Origin of the sequence: Winogradskyella undariae (assembly GCF_013285155.1) — a bacterium.
Classification (GTDB): domain Bacteria; phylum Bacteroidota; class Bacteroidia; order Flavobacteriales; family Flavobacteriaceae; genus Winogradskyella; species Winogradskyella undariae.
Genome location: NZ_JABTEL010000029.1, coordinates 1 through 8,568 on the forward strand (window position 1 = coordinate 1; position 8,568 = coordinate 8,568).

Annotated in this window: 11 protein-coding genes; 1 reads left to right on the forward strand and 10 read right to left on the reverse strand. The window is 29.7% G+C overall.

From position 1 onward, the window contains the following. Positions 1-166 precede the first annotated feature (166 nt). The 7 genes from HSX10_RS18155 to HSX10_RS18185 form a co-directional block, all read right to left on the reverse strand. A complete protein-coding gene (locus tag HSX10_RS18155) occupies positions 167-874 on the reverse strand; it encodes a hypothetical protein (RefSeq protein WP_173589675.1) in 708 nt (235 codons plus the stop codon). 179 nt (positions 875-1,053) lie between these two features. Next, complete coding sequence (locus HSX10_RS18160; protein WP_040492734.1) at positions 1,054-1,341, reverse strand: type II toxin-antitoxin system RelE/ParE family toxin; 288 nt, start codon at positions 1,339-1,341, stop codon at positions 1,054-1,056. Next, entirely contained in the window at positions 1,334-1,573 is a 240-nt protein-coding gene (locus HSX10_RS18165) for a ribbon-helix-helix domain-containing protein (protein ID WP_066257237.1), read from the reverse strand. The genes HSX10_RS18160 and HSX10_RS18165 overlap by 8 nt, the downstream gene beginning before the upstream one ends. 202 nt (positions 1,574-1,775) lie before the next feature. Further along, positions 1,776-2,300, reverse strand: coding sequence for a DUF6584 family protein (locus HSX10_RS18170; protein WP_173589676.1), 525 nt, complete (start codon positions 2,298-2,300; stop codon positions 1,776-1,778). Between the two features lie 163 nt (positions 2,301-2,463). Further along, on the reverse strand, positions 2,464-3,177 hold the full coding sequence (locus HSX10_RS18175) for a hypothetical protein (protein WP_173589677.1): 714 nt from the start codon (positions 3,175-3,177) through the stop codon (positions 2,464-2,466). Positions 3,178-3,334: 157 nt separating this feature from the next. Beyond that, the gene (locus HSX10_RS18180) at positions 3,335-3,952 is read right to left on the reverse strand and encodes a hypothetical protein (protein ID WP_173589678.1); all 618 of its coding nucleotides are present in this window, start codon (positions 3,950-3,952) and stop codon (positions 3,335-3,337) included. A gap of 136 nt (positions 3,953-4,088) precedes the next feature. Further along, positions 4,089-4,592 carry a hypothetical protein gene (locus HSX10_RS18185; protein ID WP_173589679.1) on the reverse strand — a complete coding sequence of 168 codons (504 nt, stop codon included), beginning with the start codon at positions 4,590-4,592 and terminating at the stop codon, positions 4,089-4,091. 783 nt (positions 4,593-5,375) lie between these two features. Here HSX10_RS18185 and HSX10_RS18190 point away from each other — a divergent pair. Continuing rightward, complete coding sequence (locus tag HSX10_RS18190; RefSeq protein WP_173589680.1) at positions 5,376-5,717, forward strand: hypothetical protein; 342 nt, start codon at positions 5,376-5,378, stop codon at positions 5,715-5,717. 145 nt (positions 5,718-5,862) lie between these two features. Here HSX10_RS18190 and HSX10_RS18685 read toward each other — a convergent pair whose 3' ends face one another. The 3 genes from HSX10_RS18685 to HSX10_RS18205 all read right to left on the reverse strand — a co-directional run bounded on the left by HSX10_RS18685 (position 5,863) and on the right by HSX10_RS18205 (position 7,861). Further along, complete coding sequence (locus tag HSX10_RS18685) at positions 5,863-6,453, reverse strand: hypothetical protein (protein WP_217363324.1); 591 nt, start codon at positions 6,451-6,453, stop codon at positions 5,863-5,865. A gap of 133 nt (positions 6,454-6,586) precedes the next feature. Continuing rightward, positions 6,587-7,291, reverse strand: coding sequence for a hypothetical protein (locus HSX10_RS18200; protein WP_173589681.1), 705 nt, complete (start codon positions 7,289-7,291; stop codon positions 6,587-6,589). Positions 7,292-7,426: 135 nt separating this feature from the next. Beyond that, a complete protein-coding gene (locus HSX10_RS18205; RefSeq protein WP_173589682.1) occupies positions 7,427-7,861 on the reverse strand; it encodes a hypothetical protein in 435 nt (144 codons plus the stop codon). Positions 7,862-8,568: the final 707 nt, after the last annotated feature.

Below are 8,568 nucleotides of genomic sequence, written 5' to 3' on the forward strand. Positions count from 1 at the left end.
AATTAGGGCTTACGATGTTTCAATTTAAGAAAAATGTTAGTTGGCGAGACAGCTTGTAGTTAACGTGTTTGTGTATGATTAGTTGCGTGGCTAAGCACGTAATTTAGCAAATAAAAACTGAATAGAAAATCCGCAGGACTTTTCGTAAGTAGGCGAGTACCAGCAATTAATTATACACGTTGTTAGGCGTAGTTTTTATTTTTTCTTCTGTCAATTTAATAATTCCGTTTATATAATCGTTAAATAGACTCCAAAAATTAAAAATGAATTCTTTATCGGTAATGTTTATTAAACCGAAGCTATTTATATCAATACCGTTAAGTTTCGATAATTCATTAATTGTTTCTTTTTCACTTGGATTAAATTTAGCGTTGTTGTGAACTATTTTATTTCTGATTCTTTGATATTTGGTTATTTCCCTCCAGATGCTATTTAAATTTTTCAGGTCTAGATTAATTACTTTTTCTAAATATTGCTTTGATTTATTGATATAATTATTACCACTTAAATCATCTATTTTGATTTTTAAATTATAGTATTCGGTATAAATTTCAGAGAAGGATTTGAAATAATGTTCAAAGACAGAATATGAGCTTAAAAATGTGCTTTCTAATTTCAGTTTTTTAAAATTCGAGTTGTAGTTTGTATAGTCACCTATATAATAATCTACTGCTGAATATTTTTGTTCTTTTTCAGAATTTTGCCATTCAGAGATTTTATCTTGAATTTCCGAAGTTTTGTCGATTAAATATTTTTCAAAAGCATGTAAATAATCTATTATAATGTCAATTCTATAGTGGTTGACATTAAATAAGCTATGTTCTAGACTATCAATAAATGATTCCTCTTTAGTTTTTCTTCTTGTTCTTGACATTCTGTTGTCGGTTTACTCAAATTACGCCTAACGTGTTTGTGTATGCTTAGTTGCGTGGTTTAGTAGCTAATTTAGCAAACTTTTACGGACCAGAGAAAATTCCGCAGGAATTTTCGCAAGTAGGCACGTAAAAAGCAATTAATTATACACGGTGTTGGCAACAGTTTTTATTATTCAGATTACAGTATGTCGTTTAAATCTTGTCTTCCGACAATTGCCATTATTTCAACAACGTCATTATTTATCTTATAGTAAATACTATCTATTCCGCAAACACATCTTCTGTAGTCTTTTTTTATATAATCAACCGACTCGAATGAAAAAGGCCTTTGGGAAATAATTTCAAAATATTCAAAGAATGATTCAAAATATTTATCCGCTTGAGTCATTCCAAATTTTTTAACTCCATAGTGATGGATTCGGATTAAGTCATTTTTAGCTTCGTTACTTAATCGATATTTAGCCATTAAGTAAAGTTTTTGATTGAGCTAAAATTTCATTTTTCGATTTGCTTGTAAATCCGCTATTTTCAGCTTTTTCCAATTTAGTTCGAACCCAATCAATTTCGACTTGTTGTTTTCTAGCTTGTCTAATTAAATCGTTTACTAATTCGCTTTTGCTTGAATATTCTTTTCCATTGACTTGAGCTTTCAGCCATTCGTCGTTAGGTTCTGTAAATGATATACTTTGTCTTGACATAATTTGATTATTTGGTGTAAATATACATCAATTACGAATCATTTGCAAATTGTTGCCAACGTGTTTATATATGGTTTGTTGCGTGGTTTAAGCAACTAATTTAGTAAATAATTACTGACAAAGAAAATCCGCGAGGATTTTCGTAAGTAGGCAATAAGCCAGCAATAAATTATATATGTTGTTGTGGTGTCGTTTTTTATTTTCAGAATATCCAATTTATTACTGTTATAAATCCAATTATTATTAAAAGTACAATTGCAATTAAAATTCCGAAAAACAACTTTTCAATTAATTTGTCTTTAAATGACCTTTTTTCATTTTGTTGATTTCTCTTTTTTCGGTTCGTTAGTTTTTTGAATTCAGGAATATAATTTGACTTTTTTTTACTGTCCAATTCCAATTCAGTCAACTTATTTTTTCCATATTCAGAAAGTTTAGTTTTGTCTCCACGAAATGTAATATCCTGCAATATTTTCGTTCCAGAATAGTTTACAGATTTCTCATAAATTTCAACACTTTTTTTGATTCGTTCATCTTTTGGTTCGGTTAAAATCCAATATTTTCCTGCAGATGCTAAAAATCCACTGTCGTAATATAATTCAGCCAAACGATTCCATAATTCAGATTCATTCGGATATTGATTAATCATATTTCTCAATCTATCTGCAGCTTTAAATTTCAACCCATTTTTTATGTCAAATTCTATTTTCGCTAATTTTTCTTTCAATTTCTGAATTTCGTTTTAAATGCACCACAACGTGTTTGTATATGGTTTGTTGCGTGGTTAAGCAACTAAGTTAACAAATAAAAACCGAATAGAAAATCCGAGAGGATTTTCGTAAGTAGGCTAGAACTAGCAATAAATTATATACGGTGTTGGCAAATCGTATTTATAATACTAATTCCAATAAAATTAATTTCCTAACTAGTTCGTCATTCAAATCAGCTTCTGTTAAGACTAACTTACAAAATTGTTCTTTACTTATAATTCCTTTGCGGTCAGAAAACTTTTCGTAAAATCCACCTAATTTTCTGATATAATTAGTAGCTATAACATATTTTCCGCCATATCTATTAGTATATTTTATATTTAAAAACTTGTTAATAAGCGAATCCTTATTCGTTAAAGAATCTATTTTTAGATATTGGTGACGTTCATATTCATAGACTGTTTTTTCAGGATTCGAGAGTATCAAGTCTTTTTTTCTTAATTTTATATAAGGTTGATTTATTTCTAAAAATTTCAAGGAATCTTCTTCTACTTTGTCAAAGGAACTATTTGGTAAAATCCAAACTGAATCTGGATGATAATACATTTCTTTTTCCAATTGACTTGAATTAAATCTTTCTGTTATTTTTTTTGGTAATGGTAACCAATTTTCAAGGCTTCCATTTTTATAATCTATCAAGAATTTTTTGTAAGATTCGTTTAGTTCAGAATTAGGATACTGCTTTTTTAGGAAATCATTTTCAAAGTCGTTCACGAGTAAAGTCAGAGTCTCGTTATTTTCTTTTCCTAAAACTTTTTCAAATTCCGATATATTCTTGTTTGAGGAACAGCCAACAGTCAGAATTAGTAATAGAATTATGTAGATGAATCTCATTGTTCGTTTATATGTTTGCCAACGTGTTTGTGTAAGATTAGTTGCGTGTTTTAAGCACTAAAGTTAGCAAATAAATCACGGATAGAAAGTCCGCGAGGACTTTCGTAAGTAGGCGAGAACAAGCAATTAATTTTACACGGTGTTGTACAACGTAATTCTATTTTTCCGCTGTTATTATTTTTCCAAAGTTGCTTTCCATTGTTCCAGAAATACAAGAACTAGTCAAAATCACAATTTTTGTTTTAGACAATTCATTCCATTTTTTGATATTAATTTCAATGTTTCTTATATAAAACTTGTTTTTTTTGAATTCTATTTCTGGCTTTTTTATTTTTTCAATTGGTATTTCTTGTATTTTAAACTCCTCACTTTCTTCAATTTCCTCAATATTATTCTCTTTTTTTTCAGTTTGCGGACTTAAGTCAATAAATTCATTAATTTCAAAACCTGAAATAATATAATTTTGATTTTTTTTAAAGGTTCTCGAACAATTCCCTGCGTTTAATTGATTTAAGTAAATATATTTCGCTTTAATTTTTCCTTTAATTATTCTCTCAACTTTTATTATGACTTCGTTCGCAGAATTATTCCTTTTCCAAAGAATATCGGATATTTCATTATTATCTAAATTTATATTCTCAACAACTTTTCCAACAAAAATATAGTCAACTTTTTCCTTTAATTTTTCAATATTTTTTTCATTAATTTCTCCGCATTCACACGCAAATAATTTAGTTGTAAATAATATAATTAACACTAATATTGTCTGTTTCATCTTATGTTGTACAACGGTTTTGTGTATGGTTAGTTGCGTGGTTAAGCAACTAAGTTAGCAAACTTTTACGAACCCGTGAATATTCCGCAGGAATATTCGCAAGTAGGCAGAAAACAGCAATTAATTATACACGGTGTTACAGCACGTTTTTTATTTTCCGTTTAAATTTTCGACTTTCAGAATACATTACTACAACACCACATCTGCCATTAGTTCCATATAAGGCTGAAGCAATATCTCCTTTCAGTACTGTTATTTTGTCAATATTTTCATCAGTTACTAATTCAAGTACTGTATGCGTTTTTGGATATTCATTCGGGTCGAGTGAATATGCTATTTTTTTAAAACCAAGAACAAAAACAATTTTACATTCACAATTAGCAATTTCCATCGCTTCCTGAATTGTTTCTTGATTCTTAATTACAATTCGACAATAGCTTTTTTGTCTTTTGTAAATGGTGTCTGCAAATATTTTCTTTTTTATTTCAGCTATTTTTTCGGATTTAGAATCCAGCTTTTCAAATTCCGAAATCCATTCAGCGTTCTGCTTTTCAGTCAGAATTGAGTCAGTTTTTATTTCTTGAGCAAAAAGTGTATTACAGAAAGATAGAAGTAAAGCAAAAAATAATAATCGTTTCATATTTTATGTATTTCCACCAAATTTAAAGTCAGACGTTCAATTATAAAACTCAAAATGAGTGAACTGGTCTTTTGGATTAGCGAAATGTTTTTCTCAAATGTGCTGTAACGTTGTTGTGTATGGTTAGTTGCGTGGTTAAGCAACTAAGTTAGTAAACATTTACGAACCCGTGAATATTCCGAAGGAATATTCCAGATGATCAGAAACGAAGCAATTAATTATACACGGTGTTAGCAGCAGTTTTTTATTTTAAGTTTCAGAATTGTACGTTCTGCTAGTCAGTCCGACGTAGTAGAGTAGATGAATGACTTAGATCCCAACTGAACAGAATTTGGCGGATAAGAAACAAGTCGAAAGTCAAATGTGGTTTTTATAAGTCCAGTTTTTCATTTTAACGTTCAGAATTGCACGTTCTGCTTGTCAGTCCGACGTTGTTATGCTGATTAGCGATTACAATCTCACAAGCTTTAATTTGGCGGATGAGAAACAAGTCCGACGTCAACTGAGTTTTAATAAGTTGAGTTTTTTTAATTTATCTGACTTAAAAGTCTAAAAAAAATCTCCGAAAAATAAACTAGGCGAAAATGTACGAATTGCATTGCTGCTAACGTGCCACTTATAAGAATAGTGCGTTTAAGTGAATGAGGAATTTCGCAAGAAATTCAGAAGTAACTTAATAAGCACGGAACATTGATAAAACACAAGCCTAGCATTATTTTTATAAGGTGTTGGCTACTGATAAAAACCGCCTGACTGACGAAGGAAGGCAAATAAAACACAACAATGGAACTAACAGAAAGATGTAAAGAAGAGTTTGAATTATATTATTTAGAATTAGCTAAAGAAAAAAAAGCGTTGTCTCATTACGCAATTATTAAAGGTTTTAATAGTCTACTGGATTCTTTTAAATATGGAAAACTAGTTGATTATTTTGATACTAATGGTGTTTTTTTAAGTATAGAAACTACTTACGGAGAAACTGAAAAACCCCCATATTTTAGAGCTTTTATAGGTAGGGAATATTTAAAAAGCTATAAAACAAGAACAGAAGCTAGGAACGCTTTAATTATTGCAGCAAATAAAAAAAGAAATTTACAATTAGGAGTATTCCCTCCGCCCGAGTAAGTGGCGGTTTTTATTTGTTGCCAACGGTTTTGTGTATGATTAGTGGCGTGTTTAAGCACCTAATTTAGCAAATAAAAACCGAATAGAAAATCCGCGAGGATTTTCGTAAGTAAGCGAGAACTAGCCATTAATTATACACGTTGTTCTACACCGTTTTTATTCCTCTTTTTTCAAGTTCAGCTATTAATTCAATTCGCTTTTTCTTGTATGTTCTTCTGGCTTTATTGTATTGGACATTTTTTTCGTCCGCAATTAATTCCGCAATCAGATGTTCAATTTCGTTAACGCTCAATTCGTTTGGCTGTTTAAAATATAAATCAGCACCAAATTCAGTTGGTTCAGTTTTTTCGTTTTCCAGTTCGTTAATTCGTTCAATTGGCTTTTCGGTTTGAACTTCGGTCAGTTCGTAATCAGCTTTTGGTAATTCGGTTTTTCCAATAGTTTGCAAATACTCACTTAAAATCCGTTTTTCCACATAGATTTTTCCTCCGCCAAATTTGTGTCGGTCAGACATATCTTTTTTAACTCCCGAAATCCAATATTCGTCTCCGCTTTCCAAATCAAAATAATTTCCACTAATTCCCATTCCATTTAGACTTTGAAATGCTTTTCCGTCAAAATAAATCGTCTTTCCGCTTTTCGAAAACGAGACAAGTCCAATCCACGCATTTCCATTATCGGAAAATCCGCTCTTCAATTCAATATATTTTAATTCTGTTCTCAATGTTTCTTTCAAATGGTGTAGAACGTTGTTGTATATGGTTTGTTGCGTGTTTCAAGCAACTAATTTAGTAAATAATTACCGACCAAGAAAGTCCGCGAGGACTTTCGCAAGTAGGCGAGAAGCCAGCAATAAATTATATACGGTGTTAGCTCTCGTTTTTTTTCTTCCAATTATCAATTTCTTTTCTCATATTCTTTTCAAGAAATCCAAAAATTGAACTTTTTATATAATTAGTCAATTTACTATTTGGATTTAATTTTTTTCCAAATTCAGATTTACTAAAACTTGAATCTAATAACTCCATTGCGTCATCAATTGAGTCAGCCAAAGCTTTATTAGTAATTTCTTTAAATTCTAATTCGTGATTTTTTTCATAAATTTCAACTTTTGAATTCAGAATTTCAATTTTCTCAGTTATAATTAATTTTTCTGTAATTTCTAAATCTTGGATAATTTTTATTGAAAGACTTAAGAAACCAATTCTAAGTTTTTTTTCATAATTAAACGAATCTTTTTTTTCTACTTCTGTTTGGGAATTATAAAGCTCAATTAATCTTTTTTTCCTGTTTATTCTCAGGTTAACAGTTTCAAAAGAATTAGTATCATAATTATGGATAAATTGATTTCTAATTTCCATAAATGTAACTAAATCATTGTATAAGTTTTTTTCGATTTTTTCAATATCAAAAAGCAAATCAACTTTTGCTTTAAAAGACAATGCTGTTCCTTTGTAACTTAAAGTTTTATTTTCATTATTAACGATATCAAGTAACCTCATTAAAATTTGTGATAGATATGTCTCAATGGTTATTGATTTTTCTAAAATTTCAGATTTTAATTTAATGTTCATATGGTTTTTTCAGAAATGTGAGCTAACGTGATTGTATAAGATTAGTGGCGTGTTTAAGCACCTAATTTAGCAAATAAACACCAGATAGAAAATCCGCGAGGATTTTCGTAAGTAGGTGAGGACTAGCCATTAATTTTATACGGTGTTGTGTACAGTGTTTTTATTCCGTTTTGTTTTTCCGTTTTTTATTGTTAAAATAATCAATGTAATAAAAGTCAGTCCGAATATTATTCCACTTATAATTTGTCCATTTATAAAAGCTAAAATCGGCAAATACAGAGCTAATGAAAAAGTCAGAATTATAAGTTTTCTAATTAAATTCCGATTTCTTTTTATCATTGAATATATTATCAAGCTCAAAATTCCGATAGTACAAATTGTTAGAAGTGTTAATTTCAGTTTTCCGCTTTTTAATTCGTTCAAATATTCAGTTCCTTCTGGGAATCCTGGATGCTGTAAATAATATTCTTGTGAGCCAAATCCGATTAGATTAGTCAATTCCGCAATTGTCATTAAACTCAAGAAAATTAGAGTTATAATTCCTATTATTTTGTCTGTCGTATTTGTCATTTCAGCATTGTACACAACGTGTTTGTGTATGCTTAGTTGCGTGGTTAAGCAACTAATTTAGTAAACTTTTACGAACCCGTGAATATTCCGCAGGAATATTCGCAAGTAGGGAAGAACATAGCAATTAATTATACACGGTGTTGGCATTTCGTTGTTTTTTTATTCAGCTTAATTTCATTTTTAATTTCTCCAGAGTTTGAGTTAATTCGGTCAGCGTTTTATTCCGCAAACTTTTTCAATTTCGATTGAGTGAGAAATTTCTCAACTTGCTAAATTTCGTTTTCAATTCAGTTTTTCAGATTCTTACTTATATTCGATTTTAAAAGAAACTACCAATTGTAATGACTGAACAAATAACTAATGTTAAAAAGCTAATTATTATTAGTGGATTTCTTTTATTTTTCATCAAATATCTTATTCCAATAACTAAAAACACAATTTGTGCAATCAAAAATGGTATTGTCAACATTTCTCTAAAAACTCCTATTAGAACAAAATCTATTTTGTAAAAGTTAATTAGCCAAATGAGAATAAAGTAAGAGACAATTGCAAAATTCGCAATTATCAGATTTCTGTTTGTTAGTAATTTATTCATTTTATTAGATTTTGAGTGCGTTTCGTCAATGAATGCCAACGTTGTTGTGTATGGTTAGTTGCGTGGTTAAGCAACTAAATTAGTAAACTTTTACGAACCTGTGAATATTCCG

Bases quoted from the DNA above. Each gene is read 5' to 3' on its own strand.
- HSX10_RS18155 (WP_173589675.1), bottom strand. From the start codon at position 874: ATGTCAAGAACAAGAAGAAAAACTAAAGAGGAATCATTTATTGATAGT.
- HSX10_RS18160 (WP_040492734.1), bottom strand. From the start codon at position 1,341: ATGGCTAAATATCGATTAAGTAACGAAGCTAAAAATGACTTAATCCGA.
- HSX10_RS18165 (WP_066257237.1), bottom strand. From the start codon at position 1,573: ATGTCAAGACAAAGTATATCATTTACAGAACCTAACGACGAATGGCTG.
- HSX10_RS18175 (WP_173589677.1), bottom strand. From the start codon at position 3,177: ATGAGATTCATCTACATAATTCTATTACTAATTCTGACTGTTGGCTGT.
- HSX10_RS18180 (WP_173589678.1), bottom strand. From the start codon at position 3,952: ATGAAACAGACAATATTAGTGTTAATTATATTATTTACAACTAAATTA.
- HSX10_RS18185 (WP_173589679.1), bottom strand. From the start codon at position 4,592: ATGAAACGATTATTATTTTTTGCTTTACTTCTATCTTTCTGTAATACA.
- HSX10_RS18190 (WP_173589680.1), top strand. From the start codon at position 5,376: ATGGAACTAACAGAAAGATGTAAAGAAGAGTTTGAATTATATTATTTA.
- HSX10_RS18200 (WP_173589681.1), bottom strand. From the start codon at position 7,291: ATGAACATTAAATTAAAATCTGAAATTTTAGAAAAATCAATAACCATT.
- HSX10_RS18205 (WP_173589682.1), bottom strand. From the start codon at position 7,861: ATGACAAATACGACAGACAAAATAATAGGAATTATAACTCTAATTTTC.